A 25,646-nucleotide genomic window follows, 5' to 3' on the forward strand; every position below is an offset into this window, starting at 1 on the left:
GAAATATTCATTGTGATTCCGCCACTTTTAGCGCCCCCGGCACCTTGCAATGAGTTCTTTTCGCGGATGGGTCATCACGATGAAAATCCAAGGATATTCACCTGCCAAGTTGGCTGCACGATTGATATTTCGACCTGCCTGCACCTAGCTTGTCGGCGTATGGTTTAAGGCAATCTTGCGCGTTCCTGGCTAGACCAAGGACCGCACCCTATAGTCGTTGCTGAAAGGTTCCGCCCTGTGAACTTGCCCGTTGCCGAATTACATATCCATCTCGAAGGAACCCTGGAACCCGAGATGATCATGTCACTGGCCGCCAAGCATTCAATTGATCTGCCCTACAGCTCAATCGACGAGCTGCGGGCACAGTACGAATTCAGCAACCTGCAGTCATTCCTGGATCTCTTCTACGCCAACATGCTGGTACTTCGCACCCGCGAAGATTTCTACGAAATCACCATGGCCTACTTGCAGCGTGCACACGCTTCAGGCGTGCGCCACGTGGAATTGTTCTTTGACCCCCAAGCCCATGTGGAGCGCGGCATGAACCTGCGCGATATCATCGCCGGGATCCGTGACGCATTGAGCGAAGCGCAGGAACGCTGGGGAATCTCGCACAAACTCATCGCCTGCTTCTGGCGTCATGCACCGGCCAGCGAAGCGTTGGAGCTTTTGCGCCTAATGATCGCTGAAAAGCACGACATCGATGGAATCGGCTTGGACTCCTCCGAACTGGGATTCCCACCAGAACTCTTTGTTGACGTTTTCGGCTTAGCCCGCGAAAGTGGTTTGCACGTTGTCGCCCATGCCGGCGAAGAAGGCCCAGCTGACTACATTTGGCAGGCTTTGGATCTGCTCAAGGTAGAGCGAGTGGACCACGGCATTCGTTGCTTGGACGATGAGAAGCTGGTGCAGCGACTCGTTGCAGAACAGATGCCGCTGACCGTCTGCCCGCTGTCAAATATCCGACTGCGTGCGGTGGACACCATGGCGGATCACCCATTGCCATCCATGCTTGAGGCGGGGCTGAAGGTTTCCGTGCATTCCGATGATCCGGCGTATTTCGGCGGGTACATGGATGCCAACTTCGCTTCGCTGATGAAGGCTTTCAATTTCAGCACCGAGCAATTGGCACAGTTGGCCCGAAATTCTTTTGAATCTTCATTCATTGACGATTCTGCGAAGAGTGAGCGACTGGCAGAAGTAGAGGCTTGGGTTAGCCAACGCTAGAGAAGATTTTCGGTCTAAATAAGTGCTGCGGTGTTCTTCCCTTAGGGGATGAACACCGCAGCACTTATTGGTTATGGCACCTGATATTGCGAATCTTTGATGTCGGTGATCAGCATGTGGCCAGGTGCATGCCCGATAGCCAAGGATGGCTTCGACTCCATGACAGCTGCTTGTGGCGTGACGCCGCAAGCCCAGAACACCGGGACACTTCCTGCCGGAATTTGCACCGCGTCACCAAAGTCTGGCTTCGACAGGTCAGTAATTCCCAGCTCTTCCGGATTGCCTATATGTACCGGTGCCCCATGCACCGCTGGATATCGCGAGGTAATCCGAACGGCATCCGCTACCTGCGACGCCGGTATGGGCCTCATCGACACCACCATTGGACCGGAGATCACCCCAGCAGTGGTGCTGCGCGCAGTGGTCTTATACATGGGCACATTGACACCCTGATCAATGTGCGCGACGGAGATTCCGTTGTCCATCAAGGCTGACTCAAAGGTAAACGAACAGCCAATGATGAAGGTGACCAAATCATCGCGCCAATACTCGGTCAGGTCGGTGGGTTCGGCAACCTTGACCCCATTTTCATAGACCGCGTACTTCGGAACATCGGTTCTGATGTCTCCGCCAGCCAGTAGTTCGCCGGACACTTCCCCTGCTTCAAGCACGCCCAGCACCGGGCAGGATTTGGGGTTGCGCTGGGCAAAAAGCAGAACATCAAACGCTAGTGCTCGCGGCACGATCATGAGGTTCGCCTGCGCATACCCAGCGCTGATTCCAGCGGTGGGAAGCACTTGGCCTTCGCGGAAGAACTCACGAGCTTGGCTTGGGGATAATGCCGAACGTTCGGCCACGGTCATGTCACTGATGTTACTCACGGTCTACCTGCCTTAGCCCTGCCAGAGCGCTGCTAGCCCGGCCAACGAGTTCCATCCAAGGAACACGCTCAACAGCCATGCGAGCACGCCCACCAGAAGCAGGACCTTCGGGTACTTATAGCCACCCATGAGATCCCGACGACGCCACGCAACCCACAGTAGAACTGCGAAACCGACAGGCAAGATCAAGCCGTTGAATGCTCCGGCGAAGATCAGCAAGGTTGCTGGTGCCTTACCCAGGAACAGGTAGATGATGCCGCAGACTGCGATGAAGGCGACCGTGATCAAATTGCGGGTTCGTTCTGAGGTGGTCCGCTTGGTGATGAATGAAACCGAGGTGTAGGCGGCGCCGATAACGCTGGTCAGAGCCGCAGCCCACAGGATGATGCCGAAGGCTCGAATACCGATATCGCCTGCGGCGTGGCCGAAAGCTTCAGCTGCCTTGTTATCGCTGGCCAGCACCACGCCGCCGGCAACAACGCCGAGGATCGCCAGGAACAAGAGCACTCGCATGACACCGGTGACGATGATAGCCAAGATCGAGATGTTGGAAATTGATTTGACGTGCTCAATACCGCTGGTGCCCGAGTCGATCATGCGGTGTGCACCAGCGTAGGTGATGTAACCACCAACGGTGCCACCGATCAGGGTGGTGATAATCAGGAAGTCGACCTTCTCGGGCAGAACGACGTTCTTCAGTGCCTCACCTACCGGAGGCGCGGCAACTATGGCTACGTACAGCATCAAGAGAATCATGATGGCGCCAAGAAGCACCACGATTCGGTCCAATGCCATCCCTGCCTTTTTGGACAGGAAGATCAGGATTGCCACTACTGCCGAGACGACACCACCAATTTTGGCGTCCACTCCCAACATTGCGTTCGCGCCAAGACCTGTACCGGCGATGTTACCGATGTTGAAAACCATGCCGCCGATGAAGACGAGCGCTGCCAAAACCCAGCCAATGCCAGGTAGGACTTTGTTCCCTAGTTCCTGTGCTCGCATGCCACTGACGCCAATAACGCGCCAGACGTTCAGCTGTACCGCGATGTCGACGAGGATCGACACAACAATAGCGAAGGCGAAGGCCGCGCCGATTTTCACTGTGAATTCGGTGGTCTGGGTAATGAATCCAGGCCCGATGGCGCTGGTGGCCATCAAGAACATAGCGCCTAGCAGGGCGGTGCGCCGCGCTTTGGGGCTCATTTCAGTCTTTGACTCAGGAAGTGCCATGGTGACGTTCCAATGCGATAGTGGTGACAGCTGTCACAGAATCAATGTAACGCACATGACATTACAGGTTGTTGAACAACCTTGGCAAGATGTTGTTGAACAATTTTATGTTTCGTGAACTTCACGTCTTCAGTACCGAAACATCCCGGCCTCATTCAGCATTGCGGAAACTTGACTCAGTTCAGGGAAACCCCGCATGCAGATTAGAAGCACTTCATCGAAATACTGTCTCCCATCATGCTCCTGTCGAACACCCTTACCTTGTGCTGCCTAGCGGGCCCCTGAGAGCGATCCCTCAAATCGTGGACGGCGGACATCGTGATGACGGCCAGGATACTGCGGGGCGTGCTTCCCCCAGAGCTCTGTGGGCTTCACACCGCGTCCGCATTGCCTCGTCCTTCAAGGGGCACTGCTGCTGAGACGAGCTGGACCACGCCGGTCTCCGCCTTTTTGATGGCCACGCTGTTCATCGAGAAGTGACCGTGAGCTCGCAGGCGCAGGAGTCTCACCGAGGTGTCTGGCCATACACCTACTAGCTGCGCGGAGCACGATCAGCATCACGGTCTTCGTGATCTTTTCGATGCGTCAGCTCAGGCCGAATTCACGCGTTCGAATCACCCAGCAACCTCGCGGTGTTCAGTTTTGGTGCCACCATGCTCACCATCCACTGAACCCGCGAACCTAATCGGCCACTTATTCCCCCGCAGCTTAGGTGTGTGCGCCGCCGTCGATCCTGATCTCCGTGCCCGTAATGAAGGCTCCATCCTCGGAGATGAGCATGGCGATCACTCCAGCGACCTCCTCGGGAGTCCCCATTCGCCCATCGTTCAGAGGTGCGCCGAGATGCTCAAGCAGGCTCCAGTCAGCGTCCGCCGGCAGGTTCTGCGGTGTGGTGTTCGTGATTCCGCTCGTGATTCCGCCCGGGACGATGTTCACTGCGCGTAAGCCCTGCTTTGCGTACTCGAGTGCGACAGAGTGAGTGAAGGAGGCGATCGCTCCCTTCGTCGCCGCGTAGGCCGCCATATATGGGTGCGCGAAGAACGCTGAGGTCGACGCAAAGTTGATGATGACACCGCCCTTCTTCTCCAGCAAATGAGGCAGGCTCTCCCGAACCATCAAGAAGGTTCCGGTCAAGTTCACCTGGAGGAGGCGGTTCCAGCGGTCCAGAGTCATCTCATGCGTGTGGTCGCCGTACAGTATGCCGGCGGCATTTACGATCGCATCGAGTCGGCCGAAGCGAGCGATGACTACCGCCACCGCTTCTTGCACTGACCGTTCGTCCGAGATATCGACTCGTTGGGTGAAGAGCCGAGAGCGCTCATTGTCCGGCGCACTCTCGTGAAGTAGTCGCAGATCCTCCTCGCGCAGATCGAGGGCCGCGACCTGCGCCCCCTCGCTCAGCAGCCTCAGGGCGGTACCGCGTCCGATACCGGACGCTGCTCCGGTGACGATGATGATCTTTTCCGTAAGCCGGGTGTTCATATGTACTCCATTCATGCTTGGATCGATTCTGTGAAATTGGACGGTGTAATGCTGTCCAAAAAGGGAGCGGCAGAACGCTCATGCACCTCGGCACTGACAACCACATCCGCCACCCCCTCTGCGGAAACGGTGACCTCAACGAGACCGACACGATCAGGACGGATTACCGCCAGCACACGCCCGTCATACGTACCGTGCGTGTCCTTATCAAAACGCTCCGACGTGCAAGGGCGTCCGCTGCCGAAAGCCGCCAGCGATCCTGCCCCGGTCACGGAGACAGTCACGGGACGATCAGCATCGTTGATGAGGTTGCCGTCGGCATCTCGAAGCTCGATCTCGACGAAGAACAACGCCCCGTCGCGCAAATCGGTGCTGGACTTATCGAGCCTGACATCAAGAAGCGCCTCGCCGGATGCCGTGCGCAGTATGCTGCGACCGACTTCCTCGCCCTCGCGCAAGGCGATCGCGGTGAGCGCACCCGCCTCGAACGGAAGCTCGAAGTCCGCCAAAAAAGCGCGACGACTTCCGACCAGCTCCCTCGCGATCACCCGACCGTTCAGCTCCAGTTCGATCTCGTCAGCATTGCTGTAGACCTCAACGATCATCGGTGATCCGTCAGCGATGTTCCAGCTCCAGCTGGAGACGGCATCCGTCCAGCTCCACTGCCCAAGGGTGAACGCACGACCATGATTGGCAGGACGCCTAACGGCGATATAGGGCGTGGAACGCAGACCGAATACGGTCTGGCGATAATACGACATGGGGCGGCGGTGGCCCGTGATGTCTAGGTCAGCCGACCAAGACGTCAGCCATGGGAACTGCCCGTCGAACGCGTCCGATTCTCCCTCATATTTGACGCGTCCTACTCCGACTTCGCCGAGGTAATCCCATCCGGACCACGTGAAATCTCCGATCACCTGCGGATGATCAGTCACGAGTTTCCAGTTGCGATCGATACGCGAGGGGAACGTCTCCGTGCCGACCACGATGCGCTCTGGGTGTTCTTGCCGTTCCAGTTCGTATCGTGCATCGCCATAGTTCAATCCGACAATATCGAGCATCGCGAAAGACTCCGCCGTGGCAGCGGTGACCAGTGGCGAGGTGGCCACCCAGTCCATGAAGTCCTCGGTACTTCCCATGAGTGCGTTGACGCCGCCGTCGGCCTCCGCACTCTCAGGCTCCCCCTCTGTTGCGCACTGGGCGGTGGCTTCCTCGATGACCGTGGAGATCTCGCTCATTGCGGAGACGAAGCCGTTGATACCGTTGGTGACGAAGCGTGTGCCGTCGAGCTCCCTGACCTTTTCTGCGAGTTTGCGTCCCCATTGACTTGCGATCGCGTTACCCGTTTCGGGGATCTCATTTCCGATCGAGTAGATGATCACGCTGGGGTGGTTAAAATCCGTGGCGACCATCGCCGCGACATCCCTTTCCCACCATTCGGGGAAGGAGAGCGCATAGTCGAAGGGCGATTTCGAATCGGTCCACATGTCGAAAGTCTCGTCCATCACCAGGACGCCGTGACGGTCGCAGGCGTCGAGCATCGCAACACTCATTGGGTTGTGGCTGCTGCGAATGGCATTGAAGCCGGCAGCTTTGAGGAGAATGATGCGACGCTCTTCGGCATCCGCGAATGTCGCGGCGCCCATGATGCCGTTGTCGTGATGGATGCATGCGCCTCGTAGCTTCACGGTTTCACCGTTGATGCGCAAACCGTGATGGGGGTCGAGTTGCAGGGTTCGAATTCCGAAGGTCGTGTGGCGGATCTCCGGTTCGTCGGCAATACCGTTTAACCTCGTACGAGCGGTGTAGAGGGCTGGACGATCGACGCTCCATCGTTGCGGTTCTGGGACATAGATCCTTTGTCGGACGACTCCTTCAGTTTGGGGAAGCGTCGTGATCGGGCTGTTCTGAATCCCAACGACATTGCCCTCTGGATCAAGGATCTCGGTGGACACCGTTGCCGTGCGGGTGAGGATTCCGGTGTTGCGCACGCGCGTAGCAATCTCCACAACAGCGAGCTGATCATCGATATCGGGTGTCGTGATCCGGACACCGTTCTGCTCCAAGATGTGCACTCGATCGCTGACCCAGAGGTGCACTTCGCGGTAAATCCCTGCGCCGGTGTACCACCGCGAATCGTCATGCGTCCGAGCATCCACTCGGATGGTGTTCTGAGCACCGTATTCGAGGAAGCCGTCCAGCGAGACCACGAAGGCTGCATAGCCGTTGGGCCGTTGCGCGATGAATGCACCGTTCACGTAAATCATGGCGTCGCGATAGACGCCTTCGAATTCGAGCGCGACGTGCTTATCGCTCCACTCCAGCGGGACATCGAGCGAGGTGACATACTCGAATGCACCGGCTGGGAAAAAGGCGCCCGCGGCACCGCTGGGCGCATCAGCACTGCGTTCCAGGCCAATGATCGCATCGTGCGGCAGGCGCACCGGGATACCTGCCGACGACTGACCCTGCACATCCGCGAATATGCTGGTCTTCGGCCGGTAAGACCAATCGGAGTTGAGAGAAGAGCGGGTCATGACTGCCTTTCGTTGCTGGTTTTCCGGTCACAGGACATCGCGTTCCGCAGCCATTTCAACTCGTGATTGGCCAAGAACCGGCCCAGTGAAGTCTCCGCTTCCAGCGGTGTCGCCGGAAGCGGTTCGTGAGCGTTCTGGGCTAGGTTCTGCAGTTGCCGATGATTGACCGGCTCGACAGTGACAGACGGTTCCTGTCGCCATGATTGTTTTGCCGAGGATGGCGGTTTGAGTAGTCACGACGTCACTTCGACAGACGCTGTGAACGGCGCGGTGGAGTCGCCGCCGATGCCTATATCAAACGTCGTGACGTCCTGGATGTGCGACGACGTGACCGCGCTCCAATACTGAAGTTGGTCCGGCCCAAGAATGAACTCGATCCGACGCGATTCCCCGGCAGCGAGGCAGAGCCGGGCGAAGCCTTTCAGCTCCCGAACAGGACGAGAGGACGTTCCGTACCGCTGGTGAATATACAACTGTGCGACTTCGTCGGCGTCACGATCCCCGATGTTAGTGATATCGACACTCACCGTGGTCGACTCGCCCCTGGCGATCACCGGTCGTTCGATACGAAGACTGCTGTATTTGAAAGAGGAGAAGGACAGGCCGTGCCCGAACGGATACAGCGGTGCATTGGACTCTTCGAAGTACCGTGCATTCTGCTCTTCCGGAATGAAAGTGCGGTTGTGCGCGTAGATCAACGGCACCTGACCTACATGCCTAGGCCAGGTAAACGGCAGACGACCCGCGGGGCTGGTCGCGCCTGTGAGCACCGACGCGATCGCTTCACCGGCACGTGTTCCCGGGTACCACGCTTGCACGATCGCTGGGACATTCTCATCAGCCCAACGAAGATCCAATGGCCGGCCGGAGACGACCACCACCACGACCTTGGTGCCGGTGGCATGGATACGCTGCAACTGCTCCAGTTGGCGACCGGGCAGATCCAGAGTACTAGTGGATGATTTCTCCCCGATCTGGTTCTGTCGCTGTCCGACCACAACGATCGCCACATCTGCGGCCTCCGCGAGCGCGATCGCGCGGTCGATGGCGGCATCGTCGTCGTAGTCTGGCGGCGTGCGTTCGACAGTGGTGTCAAGCACGTCGAACATCGACGGATGGATCCTTTCCGGTATTCCTGCTCCTGCCTCGTAGCCGACTCTCGCGTCCCCGAGTGCGGCGCGCAGTGCGTCGACGATCGTGACGGTCTCGTTCGTGTCCTGATCGAAAACCCAAGGCCCGAGCACTTCGCGTTGACTGTCGGCGAGTTGGCCAATCACCGCTATGCGTCCCAAAGCGCTCGAGTCGAGGGGAAGTGCCAAGTCATCGTTTTTGAGGAGCACGATAGACTCCTCCGCCACCGTTTTGGCCAGCTCCCTGTGTTCAGGTGCAGCGAGCACGGAGGCGGTGTGTTCCTCCTCAGCGTAGGGACTCTCGAACAGGCCCAGTCGAATCTTCGCTCTGAGCACTCTGCGCACTGCTTCATCGAGCGCGCTCTCACTGATCCTGCCATCGGCCACCGCCTGCGGGATATTATCGAAGGCCGGTTCAAACATGCACATCTCCATGTCCAGTCCGGCACCGAGCGCCCGAATCGCGGCGTCGGTCTGGTCCTTAGCGAAGTGCTGAACGGCGAGCGAGCGGACCGCGTTAGCATCCGACACGACGAATCCTTCGAAGCCGAGCTGGTCGCGAAGAATACTGGTGAGCAGCGTCCTGTTCGCCGAGGCCGGAACACCGTTGAGGTCCATGTAGGCGCTCATCACATTCGCAGCCCCGGCCTCGATGGCCGCCCGGAACGGTGGGATGTGAACGTTCCAGAGTTCATTCTCCGACACCTCGGCGTCGTCGTAGTCACGCCCGCCGCGAGCGGCACCGTAACCGACGAAGTGCTTGGGCCCGGCCAAGATGCTGTCAGCGCCAAGATCCCCCTGGAAACCGCGCACCTGTGCCGCGGCCATCGCCGCTCCCAACACGGGGTCCTCCCCTGCGCCCTCGATGATGCGGCCCCACCGTGGATCCCTGGCGATGTCGATCATCGGCGCGAACGTCCAGTGCACCCCGGCGGCACGCGCTTCGCGCGCCGCAGCTGCCTGCACTGCTTCCACACTCGACTCCGACCACGTCGCGGCCAGAGCGATCGGCACAGGGAAGATCGTCCGCCAGCCGTGGACGACGTCGAAGCCGAATAACAGGGGTATACCCAGGCGCGACTCCTCCACTGCGTACCTTTGCATGCGATTGCTCAGCGCGGGATCTCGCAGGAAGAGCAGAGACCCGGCTCGACCTTCGCGAATCGCCGCTTCGATGAGCGCCGGGAGTTCGACGTGGATCCTGTGCTCCGGCGGAAGCGACTCGATATCAAAGTCCTCCGGGAGCGGTTCTCCGTCGCCGGTGTAGAAGTACTGTGTCAGCTGCCCCGCTTTCTCTTCGACGCTCAGGCGCGAAAGCAGGTCCTCGACACGCTCTTCGACCGAGAGATCAGGATTCTTGTAAGGCAGGGCAGACATCGGTTCCTCCACGGAGTCGAGAGATGGGACGGTGTGACGGTGAACAGTGCAGTGCGAGGTGTTCACTTGTTGGCTCCTTCAAGAGCGGCGGCAAGTTCGGCGCGGAGTTTCTCGGAGGCACCGGGAACATACTCAAGCATCGTGCGGATCGACATTCCTGTCGCCTCGGGGGCGCGCCCGTCCAAGGGCACACCCGGGTAGTGGCGCGCGAAGGTCTCGGTGAAGCGGCGCCATCCGGCCGGGTCATCCGACACTTCACGCAGCGTGGAGTCCAGGCTGAGAACGGGGCGCATCACCGGATTAATCTCGTAACTCCACGAGTGTTCTCCCCCTTCGATCTCAACGACCTGCGAATCGGTGTGCAGTGGCAGCACGACTTCAGCGGTGGTGTTTGCGGGGATGCTCACCTCGACGCAGACTTGCGTGTCCTCGATGCGCCAAGCAATGCGAACCTCGCCCGCAGCGATGGTGTGCGTCAGTTCGGCGTGGGTGAGATTTCCACCTGGTTGTGGGGCGATTCGCATCCGCCGATACCCCGGTTCGATCGCCGAGAGACCGCCGATCGTTCGATGCATCCAGTCGGCAACCGCGCCGAGTGCGTAGTGATTCAGCGACGTCATCCCGGACGGGTTGATGCTGCCATCCGGACGGATCGAGTCCCACCTCTCCCAGATGGTCGTAGCCCCCATGGTCACCGGGTAGAGGAAGGATGGTGCCTCCGTCTCCAACAGCAGGAGGTACGCCTCAGCTAGGTGCCCGGTCGAGGAGAGAGCATCGGTCACCAACGGAGTTCCGGCAAATCCGGTGGAGATGCGGTACCCGGCCTGTGCGACAAGCGCCGCCAACCGGTCACCGGCATGCTCCCTTTGCGCTTCATCGAGGATGCCGAAGGAGATCGCCAACGCATACGCTGTGGCGGTCTCTGAGGCCAGACGGCCGTTGGGAGTCACATACTCGTGGCAGAACGCCGCACGGACCTGATCAGCGAGGGCTTCAAACTCCGCCGCGTCCTCTGTGCGCCCGAGGATGCGCGCGGTGTCTGCCATCTCTCGCGTGGTACGGCACAGATAGGCTGCGGCGACCAAGTGACGGTCAGTCTTCCCGCCCGAAGGATTATCGTCCGGCGCGTCCGGATCAAGCCAATCCCCATACTGGAATCCGGTACTCCACAAGCCCTCATCATCGAGAAGTCCAGCAACCTGACGGATGAAGGTGCTCATCGAGTCGTACGCGTCCTGGAGGATCTGCTGGTCGCCGTACTCACGATAGAGCGCCCACGGAAGACTCACTGCGACGTCGCTCCACAGGGCTGTCGGAGAGGAGGGCGTAGAAAGGACATCAGGTACAACCCATGGCACGAATCCTTTCTCCTGCTGCTCGATTCCGAGATCTCTGAGCCAGGACCCGAGCACACCACGTACGTCGTAGAGAAAAGCGGCAGTCGGAGCGAACGCGTTGATGTCCCCTGTCCACCCCAGACGCTCGTCCCGCTGCGGGCAGTCGGTGGGCACGCCCACGAAGTTGTCGCGCATCGACCACACTGCGTTCGAGTGCAGCTGGTTCAGTTGGGGGTTGGAGGTCTTCAGCCATCCCGTGCGAGTCATATCGGAGTGGATGACCACCGCTCGGATCGCGTCCGACGAGAGCTCACCTGGCCACCCGTCGATTTCGACATAGCGGAAACCGTGGAAGGTGAATCGCGGCTCCCACGTCTCCGGCGCGTCACCATGGAGGATGTAGGTGTCTGTCGCGGCGGCCGTGCGCAAGGTCTCGTCCTCGATCTCCCCGTCCACCATTACCTCGACGTGACGCAGTGTGATCGTGTCTCCGCGATTTCCATCGACGGTTAGCCGGACCCAGCCCGAGATGTTCTGCCCAAAATCGACGACGAGTTTTCCGCTGGGCGTGCGGAGAACTGCCACAGGAGACAGCTCCTCGATGCGTCGAATCGGCGGCGCGATAGGGTCAGCCAGAGCTTCAAGCGGCCAGTCGAATTCTTCAGCCTGCACCCAATCGCTGTCATCGAAGCCTGAGCGGTCCCACCCAGCAGGCTCGCTTCGGGCGTCGTAGGTCTCGCCGTCGTAGATGCTGTTCGCACCAAGCCCGCCGCGAGAGGCGGTGACCGATGTGTCACTGACGATCACTTCCCGGTTCCCGTCGTCATATTCGAGTTCGAGTTCGAACCACGCCGCAGGACGATCGGAATAGTGATGGCGTCGCCCCTCCCATCCCAGACGACCAACTGCCCATCCTTCACCCAGCACAGCCGCGACAGTATTCGCACCGACAACAATCCGGTCGGTGACATCGTGAGTGCTCACGATGAGCCGGTGATGATAGGAGGTCCACCCGGGAGCGAGCACCTCATCACCGACGACGGCACCATTGAGGTGCGGCTCGATGAGCCCCACTGCAGTCGAGCGGAGCGTCGCGCGACGGGGTGCCATCAGCGCGACGAACTCCTTCCGAAGATACGACGCAGGCTCACCAACAGCTCCCTGCGCAAAGGGAGGGCTGACGAAAACGGCAGAACTGGACTCGGTCATCACCTGAACGGCGCTCCTTACAGATGAGAGCTTCGATAGTCGGGCTACCGAGACTCCGTTGTCAGAAATTTCAACTAGCGCGAGCTAGTTACGCTCAACCATAACACGTGAGCTAGCGCGCACAAGTCAATCCATCAAAAAAGGAGGGAAGTGTGATGGACTTAGGGAGGAAAACGCCGTGAAACGAAGGAGTGACAGTGGCATCGCAGTCATCAGGACGACGGGTTACCGCGGCGGATATCGCTAGATCTCTCGGGGTATCCCGAGCGACGGTGGGCTTCGTCCTTAACGAGACCCCCGGGCAGACGATCTCCCCAGCGACCACGGCGCGGGTGCTCGCAGAGGCGAGGCGCTTGGGGTATCGGCCTCACATCGCTGCGCGAGCGCTGGCTAGCGGACGGAGCCATCTCGTGCTGCTCGTTCTTCCGGATTGGCCCATCGAACACAGCCTGCGAGAGAACATCGATGAGGCGACCCAAGCCCTCGACGAGCATGGATACACTTTGATCACTTTCACGCCACACGAGGGGGCGCGCTCCCGTCCGTTATGGGAGACGCTGCAGCCAGATGTCGTGATGGGCCTACTCCGATTCCCGGCCCCCCTGATCCGCTCTATGCGTGAAGCTGGCGTCGAACGCATCATCCCGGACCCAGATGAGGCATCGAATACCCGCTATTCCGAGGGGGGTCCCCGACTCCAGGTGGAACATCTTCATGAACTCGGCCACCGGCGACTCGGCTTTGCCCGACCCGGCGACCCGCGACTCGTTGAACTTGCGGACGCGCGAGAAGCGGCGGCCACAGCAGCGGCCGTCAATCTCGGCCTCGAAGCTCCAAGAACGCTCGAGCCGGTCTGCGTGGGATCCGAGCTCGACCCGCCAGTCCAGGCATGGGTCGACGCAGGCATCACGGGCGTGGTGGCCTTCAATGATGATGTCGCGGCGGCAATCATCGGTGCCGCCGCACGTGCAGGAATCGCTGTACCCCGGTCCCTCTCCGTCGTCGGCCACGACGATACCCCGACGGCATTAATGTTCGAGCCTCGCATTTCCAGCGTGCAGATCGACTCGACAGGACTGGGGCACTATCTCGCGGCTCTGGCCATTCATGCACTGGACGGGACGCCGACGCCAGACTGGGAGCAGACCTCCGCCGTGACGTTGATCTCGCGAGAATCGACCTCCGTGAGTCCGTCCACACAGGAGTAGCTGACAGGACGACAAACTGGCAGGGCCCGCAACGAAGTCGGTGAGTTTAACGATCGTTGCGGGCCCTGCCTGCGTTATCTAATTAGCGAACCTGCCGAACCCTCATCACAATAATTCCGCCGACCAGGGTGATCGCTCCGGCAATGAAGTAGAGCAGGGTGTAGTTTTTGCCCCCGGACGAACTCGCTCCGATGGCAAGGATGAGCGGAGCGATGAACGGTGCGATCGCCTGGGGGATGGCGGTGGCGAATCCGGCGATTCCCATGAATCGGCCAGCATCGGTGTCACGCTCAGGAAGGACATCCAAGAGCAGCGCTTGATCTACAGCAGAGAACGCTCCGATGCCTATTGACGCGATGAGCGATCCGACGAAGAGCATGGTGATGTCCGTCGCAACGGCTTCAGTCACGACTCCCACGGCGAAGATTACGGATGCCACGAGAACGAAGAGCCGACGGCGACGGAGTTTATCGGAGAGGAAGCCGCCACCGATCGCACCGATCGTGGTCGCGGCGATGCCAACCAAGCTCAGAGTCGCGAGCACGCCGGCAATTTCTTCGACGCTGATCTTCAGGCGGGCTGCGAAGAAGAAGGCGGTGAAGGCCGTGTTCAGGGTTAGACCGAAATAGAAGCAGAATCGACCTGTCCATACGAGTGAAAAGTCGGGGTACTTCGCGGGGTTGAACAAGTACTTACGGAACGTCGTTCTGATGGTGAGAACCCCGGAGATGATCATCTGGCGACTGTCCTGCTCGCGGGAGAAGAACAGGAAGAGCGTAAGGAACAATACGCCCACCATGCCGGGGACCAAGAACAGCAGGAGCGAATCGGCAACGAGACTTCCGGCGATGATCACACCGGCGACGGGTGCGACCTGCGTCGCGAAGCCGACGAGGCCTGCGACCCTGCCGCGCTGATGCTCAGGAAGGGAGTCTGCCATCGAGGTGGTGAGGATGGCCAACGCCTGCCCCCACCCAATCTGTGCCAGGATCCAACCCGCGCCCAGAAGGAGTACGTTCGGGGCCAGGCCCATAACGAACAGTGACCCCACCCCAACCAGCATTCCACCGAGGATCCAAGGGCGTCGACGACCTAGGCGCGAGCGCGTGCGGTCGCTGAGGATTCCGACGATCGGAGTAATGACCATTACGACAATGGAAGCGGCCCCGGTGATGTAACCCAGATACCGCTCTTCGAAACCGGGTGCCAGTGCACTCACTCGCACCGCGAGAGAGATGGCGATCGGCGTAATGAACGCTACGAAAATCCCGAACTGGGCGAGGACGAGCAGCCAAATGTAGGAACGTGACGCTTGAGAGGGACGGATGAGGCCCGTGACCGTACGAGTACCTTCTTGGTGCGCGCCGGACGGCGCAGGAAGGGGCGCGGAGAGCACAGTCGATGGCTCCTCGGACTGAGAGCCTGGATTGAAGGGCGTGGTCATAGGGACTCCATTGTCAAAGAGATGCCGCGTAAGCACAGTGCGGATTGCAGGACATTATCTACGGCGTGTGCGTCAACTTGCACGCGCAAGTTGAATCGACTGTAACCGTTATCACTTGCGCGCGCAAGTCCTGAAAGCAAAACAAACCGTGACGGTACCACCAGGGCATCATTGAAAGCGTCTTCGGCATCCGTTTTGACAAGAAATAACGACCTGCTTGATGAAATCAAATCAGCTCAGATCAGATTGTTACGATAACTTGTTTAATACGTCCCTGATTTAAGCTTCTACTGCACATCGCTTAGAGTTTCTTGACGTGCGGTGGTGGCTGCAACAAGAAAATGCGGGTATATCATGAAATTTAGAGGAAAACTCTCACTAGTAACCGCACTAATTGCTGGGCTGGTTATCATCCCCGCGGCACCGTCATTGGCCGAGGGGTCATGAAGTCCATCCATCACCAATGCACTCACCGGATTTTCGTCTCGTAGCTGGAATGACCGAAATACTGATTCCGTAGCAACCAAAACAACTTTCAAAACTTCCTCAGAAACTTGGGGAATGCAGAAAAGCGTCGGAAGCGTTACCGTAGACTTGGCGGATTGTCGAGGCGCCCTCCTCCCGACAAAAACAGTTTCCACGAAGACCACCGGTTCAGTAAACTTCGGTGACCGCAAAAAGAGGACCTATCACTTTACGATCAAGAAAATTGCTGGCCTTCCCTCAGGAGTAAGGTGGCGGGCTCTAACGGTCGTTGCAACACCCTGAACAATCAGCAGTTGCAACGACCGTGCCTCATTTAACCCCAAACCCAACACCGTCCACCCCACCACGAACCCGAAGAGCAAGACTCACTGAAGACGAGAAGCAACGCTTCAACGAAGTCCTCGACCGAACTCAACTCGTCAAAGACGCTGCCCAAGCCATTGGCGCCTCACTGACGACGGCGTATCAGCTCGCCAAAGAACACGGTTGGAAATCAGTTGAAGACCATGCCTCCGATGAAGACAAGGACTGCCAAGAACCAGCCCACACCAGTCAGAACCTTATTGCCAAGTTCTTGAGCGCGCATGCCCGAGACGCCAATAACACGCCAGACGTTTACCTGTACCGCGATGCCGACGAGGACCGACACAACAATAGCGAAGGCGAAGGCCGCGCCGATTTTCACCGTAAATTCGGTGGTCTGGGTAATGAATCCAGGGCCGATAGCGCTGGTGGCCATCAAGAACATAGCGCCCAGCAGGGCGGTGCGCCGAGCTTTGGGGCTCATTTCAGTCTTTGACTCAGGAAGTGCCATGGTGACATGCCAATGCGATAGTGGTGACAGCTGTCACAGAATCAATGTAACGCACAAGACATTACAGATTATTGAACAACCTTGGCAAGATGTTGTTCAACAATATTTCTCCAGTTTTTAGCGAGCGAAGTGGCGGTACTGCTCATTTGCATACTCAGTATCTATGTTTAACGTATACTCAGTATGTAAACATTACATGTCCCCTCGCACTCTTCGGAGGTCCCTTGTCTATCCGACATTCTCTTCTTGCCCTACTACACGACCAGCCGATGTATGGATACCAACTACGCAGCGAGTTTGAAGAGCGCACCGGTTCCACCTGGCCACTGAATATTGGACAGGTCTACACGACCCTTGACCGGCTGGAGCGCGATGGCTTAGCCGTCAAGGACGGCGATGACGGAGAAGGTCACGTGGTCTACCGAATCACCGCGTCGGGCAAGACCGAAGTTTCCCAGTGGTTTGCCGCGCCCGTTGTTGCAACTAATCCACCCCGCAACGAACTGGCCATCAAGTTGTCCCTGGCAATGACCCTAGACAATGTGGACGTAGAAATGCTCTTGCAGGCGCAACGCACTGCTTCGATGCGCAACTTGCAGACTTATACCCGGCAGCGCCGTGAAGCAGCGAAGTCGGACTCCAATGACTCGCAAGATGTTGCCTGGATTCTCGTGCTGGATTCACTGGTCTTTGGCGCAGAGGCCGAAATCCGCTGGCTTGATCACTGCGAAGGCTGGCTGCGCAAACATCGCTTCCGCACCTCAAAGAGTCCTGCCTCCCACGCTGCAGAACCGACCAATGCGACGAAGGAGCCGACGCGATGAGCGATCAGGTCCTACAGCTACGCAAAGTCTGCATGACATACGGCAACGGAGCGAACTCCGTGGGTGCTCTACGAGATATCAACTTAGACGTGTCTGCTGGCGAGTTTGTTGCAGTGATGGGCCCTTCAGGTTCCGGCAAATCATCATTGCTGACCCTGGCAGGAGGTTTAGAGAAAGCCACCAGCGGTGATATCTACGTTGAAAACACGCCATTGGGTGCGCTGAACATCAATGAGCTGGCACGCCTTCGTCGCCGAGCTATCGGCTACGTCTTTCAAGATTTCAATCTTGTGCCGTCTTTGACGGCGGTAGAAAATGTCGCTTTGCCCAGAGAGCTAGATGGCGTGCCGTCCCGCAAAGCCCGTCGCCAAGCCATGGACGCACTGCGTTCCGTGGGCATCGACAAACTGGCGGACCGATTCATGGACCAAATCTCAGGGGGCCAACGTCAAAGGGTAGCCATCGCCCGTGCCATAGTTGGCCAGCGCCGCCTGATTCTGGCCGATGAACCAACCGGTGCGCTAGATACGGCCTCCGGCGACGGAATCATGGAAGTACTGCGTCATCGAGCAGACGCCGGTTGCGCGGTTGTCTTGGTGACCCATGAAGCCCGACATGCCGGTTGGGCTGACCGGGTACTTTTTCTCAAGGACGGAAGAATCGTAGACCAGGCAGCACAATCCTATGATCCTACAGATCTACTGGAGCTTCCTGCCAACTAATCATGTCACTGAACCTTGAACCACAACATCGTGCCAAAAAACAGCAACTAAAACTCGCGCTTCGAATCTCTTGGCGAGATATCAAAAGACATCGTGGCCGTTCAACACTTATTGCGGCGCTCATCGCTGTGCCCATCATGATGATTTCGGCTGCACTTGTCGCCGGATTCAGCAAGATGCCCAGCACCGAAGAAACCATAACCAACGAATTTGGCCAGACCGCCGGTCGCGTCAGCCTCCAATACTCGGACCTCGCCGGTATCTCCCAGAGTCCCAAGGGTGATTTGAGTAGCGTTATCAGCGATGCTGACGCAGAATCTGGACAACGCAACGGAACTCTAGATGATTTCAAAGATCTGGTACTACCTGACTACGACGTGCTGCCCCTGAGTAGCATCAGCCTGACGACCGAACGCGAGCACGCTACATTAAGTTTCGGCGCGGTCATCGGAGACGTCCTTAATCCCGCTTTCGATGGGAAATACAAGCTGCTTGAAGGGCGCAAAGCCACCAGCAACATGGAAGCTTTCGGAACCCCCGGCTTCATGCAACGATTCGACCTGCAGTTAGGCGATCGATTCTCGACCAATGCCGGTGAATTCACCATGGTCGGTATGGTGCGCGATAGCAATTCCAACGATTCGTTTCCTACGTTCTTTGCCGCGGCGAACGACCTACCAGAGAACTTTGTGCTCGGCCCCAATGAAACCAAGTATTACCTTCTCGGGCAGAAACCTGCCACTTGGGCGCTGGCCACCGAACTGAACCAACGCGGAGCAATTCTGACCTCCGCCGAACTGCTGCGCAATCCCCCACCTGCCGAACAAGTTGGAGCATCAGCGAAGGACTTCGCGGATGCGCCGAGCGGCAATGGCCTCGACCTCATCATGACGGGCGCTTCGATCGCCTCTCTGGCGATGTTGGAAGTGGGGCTGCTGGCCGGTGCAGCATTCGCGGTAGGCACTCGTAAGCAGCAGCAAGATCTTGCCCTGCTTGCGGCAACAGGTGCCGAAGCGGGTACCCTCAAATCCGTGGTGAGCGCCAGTGGCCTATGGCTGGGCCTGATCGGAGGCATCGCTGGTGCGCTGGCCGGCACGGGCGTGGGCATTGCCTGGGTACTTTGGAAACTCCACAACGGAGAAAACCTGCTTTGGCTGCACATTCCCTGGCCACTGATGCTTGGAGTCGTCCTGCTGGCACTTATCGCCGGTGTTCTCTCCGCCTACGGTCCCGCCCGTATGGTGGCAAACCAAGCTTTGAATGTTGCGCTCAAGTCGGGCCGAACAACCAGCAATCACAGTCGCAAGAGTCTGCGGCGGGGTATATTCTGGCTGGCTCTATCACTCTTGTTGCTGGCGTTATCCGCTTCGCTGTCCCTGTTTGAGATCATTCACGATTTTGAACTACGCAGCTACCTTGCCCTGGCCTTGGTCATTATGAGTAGTATCGGATTGATCAGCTCACTCATCTTGCTGACAGCCCCGTTGCTCAGGCTAGTGGCTGCAAAATCGGCTTGGCTTCCGCTTCCACTACGTTTGGCGACCCGCGATTCTGCTAGGAACACCGGAAGAACCGTCCCCGCCGTAGCCGCGGTACTTGCAGCTGCAACACTATCTAGTGCCATATTGATCTACTGGTCGAGTTCTTCGCATACTGAGAACGATAATTACCAGTGGAGTTACAACCTCAACCAAATGGCGTTGCCGCTGACGGTTTTTGAGTATTCACCTAGCTCCATCGGCGCTATGGGAACGGCATCTTCCGACGCGCTCGCTACTAGAAAGATCAATGCCGAGGAATTGTCGAGTGCTGCGCTCAAGGTTTTGGGAGAAGGCACTAGCGCCGCAACCATCCAAGGTGCTTTCGACCAGAACGAATGCGCCGGACTAGATCCAAACTCCGTTGAAATCGATGGAATCATGCATTCTCCAGATTGTTCGACGTGGGCACTCAAGGAACCCGTTGGCCATCAATGTTTCGTAGCTACCGATGGGAAACCTATTGATCTGCAAGATTGGCGGTGTCGGGGATCCATGGCCAATGATTCTGGTTCCAGTAGCCTTCCCACCATCGTTGTCGGAGGTGAAGAAACCCTAGAAACCTTGCTCGGACGAAAAGCCAGCCCAGAAGCGTTGCAAACTTTGACCTCGGGCGGGGCGGTAGTTAGCAATCCGGTGTATCTGAACGCGGATGAGACAACAACGTTGATTTCCTACGACGCTAATGCCGAGCCCCAAGAATCGGTAGATACCGCCGAGCAAATGTCTTCACTACGGACCTCGTTCAGTCCCCAACACAGTTTCCCGTTGTTGGCCACCGTTGAAGAACCGACCAAACCCATCCCCTACTACGCGGTTATTTCGCCGGAGACTGCTTCAAGAATTGGGATGCCTTACGATGAGCGACTGGTGTTGCTATCTCTGAACGAAGTTCCCAGTGATGCAGTCAACGACACGCTACTGACCGCACTGAGTGAGGTAGCAGGAGAAAACTACGGACCAGAAAAACTGGAAACCGGACCGAATTCCAACGTGACCTCTGCTTTGTGGCTGCTGGTTGGCGTTTCCGCCTTGGTCACATTCAGTGCTACGGGTATTACCGCCGGGTTGGCGTTGGCCGATGGACGCGAAGACCATTCGGTCTTGGCCAGCATCGGCGCAGATCCACGGCTACGCAAGTCGCTGTCAGCGGCGCAGCTGTTTTTGACCTCCGTAATCGGCACGCTGTTTGGAATTGTGGCTGGCATTGTTGCTACAGGAACACTGCAGCTGCTCTTCCGGGACATGGCACTAGTCATTCCGTGGACGCAGTTGATGATCATGCTGCTAGTTGTCCCCTGTATAGGTTCTGCAATGGCATGGTTGCTGACCAAGGGAAGGCTACACGTTTTGCGGCACAGGACGCTGGCCTAGACGGATCGCTACTAACCCACCCGATGAATTGCGCATGGCCCGAGCTTCAAGAAGTCTTGAACCTCGGGCCATAAGTGTTTAGAGCAGGGGTCTGCTCAATTGGATCCTTAGAAGTGGTTTTCGCCGGCGATGCAGACTTCGCTACCGGTGATGAAGAGACCTTCTTCGCTGACCAGCAGGTCCACAACCTTTGCTACCGAACTTGAAGTAGCTCGCGCGGCAACGGAACTCTTTGCCCAACAGTGCATCGAAGCAACCACGGTTGAAAGCATCGCGGACCAGACCGGGATTTCACTGCGCACTTTTTACTGCTACTTTCCCACTCAAGAACAATCTGTACCCCACTACTGGCAAGTGGGCACCGAAACCTGTCAGTAGACCCTTCGATATGAGTCCGCAGGATCCCTCGGTGCGCACGTCGACAACGCTTTGGCCACGACCTTAGACGTCTGCCCTATTGAGATGGGCGACAACGGCTTTGAAGTGGTTTGGCGAAGGGTCAACACGCGATCCGAACCTGCTCAGGGCAGGGGTACCACCTGCGCTATTCGCCTGGCGCGCGAAGCCATCTTTCTATAACCATGGTGCATAAAAGAACTCAGGCTATGAACGCGCGAAGCGTTCATGGCCTGAGTTCTTACGGCTTGCTACCGTGTGCTTCTAGTGGAAGAAGTGACGTGCTCCGGTGAAGTACATGGTGATGCCAGCTTCGTTCGCGGCAGCAACAACTTCCTCATCGCGTACCGAACCGCCTGGCTGTACAACAGCCTTCACGCCGGCATCAATCAGAATCTGCAGGCCATCAGCGAATGGGAAGAACGCATCCGAAGCGGCAACTGCACCCTTGGCGCGCTGCTCAGACTCGCCAACGGCGTTCTCGGCGCCACCGGCAGCATCTGCACCGGACTCGACCTTTACTCCCAAGGTGTTGGCACGTTCTACCGCAAGCTTGCAGGAATCGATGCGGTTGACCTGGCCCATGCCAATGCCAACTGCTGCACCATTGCTGGCCAACAAGATCGCGTTGGACTTCGCGGCGCGCACTGCGCTCCATGCGAACTCTAGATCAGCCAAGGTTCCGGCGTCAGCGGCCTCGCCGGCGGCCAGAGTCCAGTTAGCTGGGTTATCGCCCTCGGCATCAATCCGGTCGCCGGCCTGAACCAGCATGCCGCCGGAGACCTGACGGAACTCGTTCTTGTTGCGTCCGTAGCCCTCTGGCAGTGCCAGTAGGCGGATGTTCTTCTTTGCCGAAAGGATCTCAACTGCTTCGGGTTCGAAGTCTGGAGCGATAACAACCTCGGTGAAGATACCCTTGACGGTTTCAGCCATTTGTTTGGTCACCGTGCGGTTGGCAGCGATGACACCACCGAAAGCTGAAACTGGGTCGGTTGCGTGCGCTTTACGGTGAGCATCGGCGATTGGGTCCGCTGCGTCATCCGAAGCGACAGCTACACCACAAGGGTTGGCGTGCTTAACTACCGCTACTGCTGGCTTTTCGAAGTCGAAAGCGGCGCGCAGCGCGGCATCAGCATCAACGTAGTTGTTGTAGCTCATTGGCTTGCCATGCAGCTGATCAGCCTGAGCGATACCGGCCGGTGCTGCCTCGTCAACGTACAGTGCTGCCTGCTGGTGTGGGTTCTCACCGTAACGCAGTGAAGCAGCACGCTGCAGGGCAACGCCTGCATAAGCTGGCCAATCGATGACGCCATCGCCATCTTCATCGAGGAACTGGCTTGCGGTCCACGAAGCTACAGCAGTGTCATATGCTGCGGTGTGCGCATAGGCCTTTGCGGCCAGACGCTGACGGGTCTTCAAATCGAAGCCGCCTTCAGCAGCGGCTGTGATGACCTGCGAGTAGAAGTTTGGATCTACCACGATGGAAACCGCAGCGTGGTTCTTGGCAGCCGAACGGACCATTGCTGGACCGCCAATGTCGATCTGTTCAACAACTTCGTCCTGGGATGCGCCGGAAGCAACAGTCTGCACAAATGGGTACAGGTTTACAACAACCAGATCGATCTGATCAATGTCCATCGAAGACAGGGTATCCATGTGCTCGCTAACGCGACGGTCGGCAAGGATGCCACCGTGGATACGTGGGTGCAGGGTCTTGACTCGACCGTCAAGCATTTCCGGCGAACCGGTCACCTGCTCGACCTCAGTCACAGGGATTCCGGCGGCAGCGATCTTCTTAGCGGTAGAGCCGGTGGATACCAGCTGAACGCCTGCGGCATGTAGTCCGGAGGCCAGCTCCTCCAGACCAGTCTTGTCGTAAACGGAAATCAGTGCGCGACGGATTGCGACTTTGTCCAGCACGGTCTTACTCACGAAATTTTTCTCCCGGCGGTGAGAATGAATGGGGCGGGTGGCGACTAGGCCACCGCCCTCATTCTAACCAAGGGATGACCCGAATATTCAGTTCGTGTCATGGTCCTTCGACAAGCTGAGCAAGCTGTGGGAAATACTTGGACAGTTGCTTGTCAGTCAGGCAAAGACGCAGAAGTTTCTCGGCATGATCTTCATCGGCTACATAACAAACCAAGTCTGCAGGGGTACGTTGCTGAAGTTCTTCTCGCAGGCTCTGTGCCACCGCAACAAGGGTGCGATAGTAGCGTTTTATGGTGACTTCCCAGCCTTCGTGCGCTGCGAGGTCGGTCATCGCATCGGACCAGAGGGTGGCTGCCGGGTCTTCGCATAAATCAATGGCTGACCAGTGCCAATCGCTTGGTTCCCACTTATCAGAATAGAAACTCTCAGAGTCGTCTGCATCGAGGCCTTCTTCAAGCGAGGCCAGAACCTGATCCAGATCTTCCTCATCATCGTTAAGGCTCGAGTCTTCCTCGTCGGTTTCCTGTTCATCCGCGTCAGAAATCACTATGGAGTCGTCATCGATTGTGACGTCTTCAGATTCGGTTGAACTACCAGGCTCCGCATCTTCGCGGTCTTCATAGTCGGCAGGCTCGTCAGCATCTTCGCCGCGCTCCACCAGTTCTTCTCTTGATGCCGTGACGCGATCACGTTCTAAAGCCTGTACCGAATTCAGCGCAAGCAACGGCATAGCGATGCTCTCGCTTTCTTCGGTGCTGACCCCGTGAAGGGCAATGGCATAGAAGTCTTGGTCGGGGTGTCCAGTAATTACTTCCGCAGCGTGCCGAAGGGCGGTCACCCGTATCGCCTCTTCGAGAGCGGCCCAATCTACTCCCATGCCCAGAGAGTACTCCCAATCAGGCGCTGAATGACAGACCTTGACGCGCCACACAAAGAAGCGTAGAGAGCTACGCTCAATTCACAGTTTTCGGTTATGCTTCGACGCGATACACACTACTTTCACTCGCATTGAGAAAGGCGCCCTTTCGTGTCTTCTGCTCTTCCGCCTACGGGCACCAACGTCGTACAAGAACTTCCCTTTAAGTGGAAGGTACAAGGCTCGATATTTATCATCGGTGGCCTCGGATTCATGTTTGATGCCTGGGATGTCACGCTCAACGGTGCATTAATTCCATTGGTCGCCCAAGAGTGGGGACTAGACCGGCCCACCGCAGCACTTTTGGGCACGTCAAACTTGGTTGGTATGGCACTGGGCGCATTTGTGTGGGGCGGAATTGCCGACCGGTTTGGACGCAAAAAAGCCTTCAGCCTGACGTTGTTGATGTTTGCAGTGTTCACCGTGCTCGGTGCATTCTCACCAAACTTCGGCTTCTTTGTGGCCTTCCGGTTCTTGGCCGGACTTGGGCTGGGCGGATGCATCCCGGTGGATTACGCGCTCGTTGGCGAGTTCACCCCAGCTAAGTTGCGTGGACGAGTACTTACCGCAATGGATGGCTGGTGGCCAGTGGGTGCTGCCCTGTCATTCTTCGTCTCCGGCTGGGTGATGGCCACAGCCGATAACTGGCGTTTGATTCTTGCTGTGATGATCCTTCCGGCATTTGTGGTGTTCTTTGTACGTCGTTCCGTGCCAGAGTCACCGTTGTACTTGGCTGCCAAGGGTCGCGAGGCAGAAGCTCGTGAAGTGATTGACTACCTAGTTGAACGCACCGGCGCCACCAAACGTGACTACGTCATCGAACAAGTGCCAGTTGAGCGTCCTGCCCGTTGGTATGAGCAGGTAGTTTCTCTCTGGCGTTACTCGTGGAAAATTACTGCGACCAGTTGGCTACTGTTCATCACTGTTCTGCTGGTTTACTACTTGGCACTGACGTGGCTTCCATCAATCTTGACCGAGGCTGGAATGGCGCAGTCCGCTTCATTCTTCGCCACCGCAGTCATGGCTCTAATGGGTCTACTCGGAGTGGTGATTGCCGCGCTCCTTGTTGAACGAGTTGGCCGCAAATGGCTGCTTGCCGTTTCCGCACCGCTCTCCGGACTAGTGCTGGTCATGGTGGCACTGAACCTGAAGGTTCCAGCTGCCGCAGTGGGTTGGGTGTTGGTCTTTGGTGTCATCGTTCAGGTGGCCATCCCCGTACTGTATGCCTACGTTTCTGAGATGTACCCGACTGAACTACGCGCCAGTGGATTCGGTTGGGCCTCAACCATGTCGCGCTTTGCTGCCGGATTTGGGCCGCTGATTTTCGCCGCGCTCTGGCCAGTGCTCGGTCTGCCTACGCTGTTCATTGCCGCGAGCGTACTGGTCACCTTGGCCATCATTTTCATGGCAAAGTTCGCGCCAGAAACCATGGGCCGCCAGCTGGGCTAGCGCACCTTGATCCATTGATGAACTCGATGCCTGACGCCAAGAGCCGACTCGTACAATTAGAAGATCACCACTCTTCAAGAGGTACAACGTCGCAATATCCTTGGCGGTTGGCATCGTGGAGCACAACGAC

17 protein-coding genes and 2 pseudogenes are annotated in these 25,646 nt (G+C 57.7%); 7 read left to right on the forward strand and 12 right to left on the reverse strand.

Features of this window, described 5'->3' with window-relative positions:
- Positions 1-237: 237 nt before the first annotated feature.
- Entirely contained in the window at positions 238-1,227 is a 990-nt protein-coding gene (locus EYR88_RS13395) for an adenosine deaminase (protein ID WP_131090254.1), read from the forward strand.
- A 71-nt stretch (positions 1,228-1,298) separates the two neighbouring features.
- Here the strand turns inward: EYR88_RS13395 and EYR88_RS13400 are convergent, their stop codons facing one another.
- The 7 genes from EYR88_RS13400 to EYR88_RS13430 form a co-directional block, all read right to left on the reverse strand.
- Positions 1,299-2,090 carry a putative hydro-lyase gene (locus EYR88_RS13400; RefSeq protein ID WP_131090380.1) on the reverse strand — a complete coding sequence of 264 codons (792 nt, stop codon included), beginning with the start codon at positions 2,088-2,090 and terminating at the stop codon, positions 1,299-1,301.
- Between the two features lie 30 nt (positions 2,091-2,120).
- Positions 2,121-3,341, reverse strand: coding sequence for an NRAMP family divalent metal transporter (locus EYR88_RS13405; protein ID WP_131090255.1), 1,221 nt, complete (start codon positions 3,339-3,341; stop codon positions 2,121-2,123).
- Positions 3,342-4,049: 708 nt separating this feature from the next.
- Positions 4,050-4,823, reverse strand: coding sequence for an SDR family oxidoreductase (locus tag EYR88_RS13410; RefSeq protein WP_131090256.1), 774 nt, complete (start codon positions 4,821-4,823; stop codon positions 4,050-4,052).
- An 11-nt stretch (positions 4,824-4,834) separates the two neighbouring features.
- The gene (locus tag EYR88_RS13415) at positions 4,835-7,360 is read right to left on the reverse strand and encodes a glycoside hydrolase family 2 TIM barrel-domain containing protein (protein WP_131090257.1); all 2,526 of its coding nucleotides are present in this window, start codon (positions 7,358-7,360) and stop codon (positions 4,835-4,837) included.
- 27 nt (positions 7,361-7,387) lie between these two features.
- The gene (locus tag EYR88_RS13420; protein ID WP_131090258.1) at positions 7,388-7,597 is read right to left on the reverse strand and encodes a hypothetical protein; all 210 of its coding nucleotides are present in this window, start codon (positions 7,595-7,597) and stop codon (positions 7,388-7,390) included.
- Positions 7,594-9,867 carry a glycoside hydrolase family 3 N-terminal domain-containing protein gene (locus tag EYR88_RS13425; protein WP_131090259.1) on the reverse strand — a complete coding sequence of 758 codons (2,274 nt, stop codon included), beginning with the start codon at positions 9,865-9,867 and terminating at the stop codon, positions 7,594-7,596. Before EYR88_RS13425 ends, EYR88_RS13420 begins: the two co-directional genes overlap by 4 nt.
- A gap of 62 nt (positions 9,868-9,929) precedes the next feature.
- Complete coding sequence (locus EYR88_RS13430; RefSeq protein ID WP_131090381.1) at positions 9,930-12,413, reverse strand: glycoside hydrolase family 78 protein; 2,484 nt, start codon at positions 12,411-12,413, stop codon at positions 9,930-9,932.
- 197 nt (positions 12,414-12,610) lie between these two features.
- Here EYR88_RS13430 and EYR88_RS16400 point away from each other — a divergent pair.
- Positions 12,611-12,769 (forward strand): annotated as a pseudogene (locus tag EYR88_RS16400) (LacI family DNA-binding transcriptional regulator); the annotation flags it as partial.
- Positions 12,770-12,823: 54 nt separating this feature from the next.
- Positions 12,824-13,621, forward strand: coding sequence for a substrate-binding domain-containing protein (locus EYR88_RS13435; RefSeq protein ID WP_242632603.1), 798 nt, complete (start codon positions 12,824-12,826; stop codon positions 13,619-13,621).
- 82 nt (positions 13,622-13,703) lie between these two features.
- On the opposite strand, the gene EYR88_RS13440 is transcribed toward EYR88_RS13435, so the two are convergent.
- Entirely contained in the window at positions 13,704-15,065 is a 1,362-nt protein-coding gene (locus tag EYR88_RS13440) for an MFS transporter (protein ID WP_131090261.1), read from the reverse strand.
- Positions 15,066-16,047: 982 nt separating this feature from the next.
- Positions 16,048-16,365: pseudogene (locus tag EYR88_RS13445) on the reverse strand (hypothetical protein); the annotation flags it as partial.
- 224 nt (positions 16,366-16,589) lie between these two features.
- Here EYR88_RS13445 and EYR88_RS13450 point away from each other — a divergent pair.
- Genes EYR88_RS13450 through EYR88_RS13460 form a run of 3 tightly spaced genes read left to right on the forward strand, consistent with a single transcriptional unit; the run spans position 16,590 to position 20,823 of the window.
- Positions 16,590-17,189: a PadR family transcriptional regulator gene (locus EYR88_RS13450; protein ID WP_131090262.1), complete on the forward strand. Its 600-nt coding sequence runs from the start codon at positions 16,590-16,592 to the stop codon at positions 17,187-17,189.
- Positions 17,186-17,911, forward strand: a complete 726-nt coding sequence (locus EYR88_RS13455; RefSeq protein WP_131090263.1) for an ABC transporter ATP-binding protein — start codon at positions 17,186-17,188, stop codon at positions 17,909-17,911. The genes EYR88_RS13450 and EYR88_RS13455 overlap by 4 nt, the downstream gene beginning before the upstream one ends.
- A 2-nt stretch (positions 17,912-17,913) precedes the next feature.
- Positions 17,914-20,823 carry an ABC transporter permease gene (locus EYR88_RS13460; protein ID WP_131090264.1) on the forward strand — a complete coding sequence of 970 codons (2,910 nt, stop codon included), beginning with the start codon at positions 17,914-17,916 and terminating at the stop codon, positions 20,821-20,823.
- Positions 20,824-20,930: 107 nt separating this feature from the next.
- On the opposite strand, the gene EYR88_RS16280 is transcribed toward EYR88_RS13460, so the two are convergent.
- The 3 genes from EYR88_RS16280 to EYR88_RS13475 form a co-directional block, all read right to left on the reverse strand.
- Complete coding sequence (locus tag EYR88_RS16280; protein WP_235026482.1) at positions 20,931-21,125, reverse strand: hypothetical protein; 195 nt, start codon at positions 21,123-21,125, stop codon at positions 20,931-20,933.
- A gap of 358 nt (positions 21,126-21,483) precedes the next feature.
- Positions 21,484-23,151: a bifunctional phosphoribosylaminoimidazolecarboxamide formyltransferase/IMP cyclohydrolase gene (purH, locus tag EYR88_RS13470; RefSeq protein ID WP_131090266.1), complete on the reverse strand. Its 1,668-nt coding sequence runs from the start codon at positions 23,149-23,151 to the stop codon at positions 21,484-21,486.
- Between the two features lie 97 nt (positions 23,152-23,248).
- The gene (locus EYR88_RS13475; protein ID WP_131090267.1) at positions 23,249-24,028 is read right to left on the reverse strand and encodes a hypothetical protein; all 780 of its coding nucleotides are present in this window, start codon (positions 24,026-24,028) and stop codon (positions 23,249-23,251) included.
- 150 nt (positions 24,029-24,178) lie between these two features.
- Between EYR88_RS13475 and EYR88_RS13480 the strand changes: the two genes are divergently transcribed.
- Complete coding sequence (locus EYR88_RS13480; protein ID WP_131090268.1) at positions 24,179-25,516, forward strand: MFS transporter; 1,338 nt, start codon at positions 24,179-24,181, stop codon at positions 25,514-25,516.
- The last annotated feature ends 130 nt before the right edge of the window (positions 25,517-25,646 follow it).

Source organism: Arthrobacter sp. S41, from assembly GCF_004320535.1.
Classification (GTDB): domain Bacteria; phylum Actinomycetota; class Actinomycetes; order Actinomycetales; family Micrococcaceae; genus Glutamicibacter.